Below are 1,910 nucleotides of genomic sequence, written 5' to 3' on the forward strand. Positions count from 1 at the left end.
GATGCTGCCTGAACCCTGACATGCTTCGGGCGATGCCGGAGCCACCAGCCAGGCTGTGGATAACTGGCACCGGAGGCCCCTTTTCGGCTCCAGAGTCTCGGGGTTTCACCCACCTTGGCGTCGGGGTATCACCCACCGCACTATCGGGGTATCACACACCGAATCACGGGGTTTCACCCACCGGGCCGGCTGGCAAGCAGTTGATAAACAAAGCAAGATTCCGCTTTTTGAGCGGCTTAACTTGTTTAACGATTCCTATTTAACAGAATCTCTTAACGACAGGGCTCACCCAAAACCGTCAACCTGAGAAGGGCAAGCGGAATTGGCCTACGGCCAATGCGCCTTCGATCCGTGACGGCTATCGCCGTCACCAGAGCGGCCTAACGGCCGCAAGGCTTCCGGAAGAAGCCAAGCGAAACTGGCGGTGTGTGCCTTCAACGTTTCGCCGGCAGAGAGGGCGATGAGGCGCTACCCCAAAGCTCACTTTCGATCTTCAAGGACCGGTGTGTGCGATCATGCCGGATCGAACAGGCCGGCGAACTCGCGCTGGTCATAGTAGCGGACCTTGCCGGCCCACAGCGGGCGTTCGCCTTGGCGCAGCAGCAGCAGCGTGTCGGCCGGCATCCGCATGATTTCGTCCGGCGTGACGAGCCGCCGCGCCGTGACATGCGTGCTGACGCTTTCCGAGGGACCGGCGCGATTGTCGCCCCAGCCCGTGCCGCGTGACGTGCTGAGGGTCGCATATTCCAGCGTCGTGTCGCCGATCGTGCGCGAGAGCATGTCGGCGGTGGCGTGATCGTTGACCCCGAATGTCTGGATCACGCCGGCGTTGGACAGGAAGGTGCCGGCGCGCTCGCCATAGAGCGCACGGAGCTGGTGCATGTCCTGGAGGATCGGCCAGAGCTGGAGGCCATAGCCGGCCATCAACCCCATCGCGCGCTCCACCGGCTCCAGTCGGCCGAGGGCGGCGAACTCATCGAGCAGGAACAGCACCGGGCGTTCCGGCCGGGCAGGGGAGCGCGCCATATCGGTGACGGCCTGCGCGACCAGCAGCCGCAGCCAGCGAGCATAGGTATCGAGTCGATCCGGCGGCAGGCACAGGAACACGGTCCCGGGCCGCTCCTTCAGGTCCGCGAAGCGGAAATCGGAGGCGGACGTGCTTTCGACCAGGCGCGGGCTATCGAGAAAGTGGGTGTGGCGCTGCGCCGAGGACAGCACGCCGGCGGCCTCGCGATCGGACTTGCCGAGGTGACGGTTGGCGGCGCGTGCGATCAGGCCGTGCGCGCCGCTGCTGGCTTGCATGTCTGCCAGCAGCGCGGCGAAGCCGGCGGGATCGGGGGTGAGCTTGTCGCGCACGGTCGCCAGCGTGGCGCGGGCAGGGGGTTCGTGGATGACGGTGTGTAGGATGATGCCGGCGATCAGCGCCTTGGCTTCCTCGTTCCAATGCGCCTCGCCCGATTGCCCCGGCGCGTCATGGACCAGCGCGTCAGCGATCGTTTGCGCATCTTCCGCGAGGTCCGGGCTTGCCGGGTCGAGCTGCGCCAGAGGGTTGTAGCGGGCCGCAGGACGCCCTGAGACGCCGAAAGGGTCTAGGCACCACACAGCGCCCTTGCTGGCCCGCGCACGGGCCGTGACGCGGGCATTCTCGCCCTTGGGGTCGATGCAGACCACCGAGCGATCGAGCAGCAGCAGGTTGGGGATGATCGTGCCGACGCCCTTGCCGGAACGGGTGGGTGCGATAGTCAGCAGGTGCGCCGCGCCGTCATAGCGGAGCAGCTTGCCCGACTCCTTGGCACGGCCGATCAGGAGATCTCCATTCGCTTCCAGCTTGCGCACGTCGGGGCGGTCGCCGAACCGGGCCGAGCCCAGCAGCTCGTTCCTGCGGTTGGCGCCGCGGCTGTTGATCCACC

The 1,910-nt window shown here is 66.1% G+C and carries 1 protein-coding gene; it reads right to left on the reverse strand.

The window, feature by feature from the left end:
- Positions 1–513: 513 nt before the first annotated feature.
- A partial coding sequence (locus tag ABDZ92_RS16975; RefSeq protein WP_343764252.1) for a type IV secretory system conjugative DNA transfer family protein occupies positions 514–1,910 on the reverse strand: 1,397 nt, incomplete at its 5' end.

Source organism: Sphingomonas molluscorum, from assembly GCF_039522995.1.
In the GTDB taxonomy this organism is placed as follows: Bacteria; Pseudomonadota; Alphaproteobacteria; order Sphingomonadales; family Sphingomonadaceae; genus Sphingomonas; species Sphingomonas molluscorum.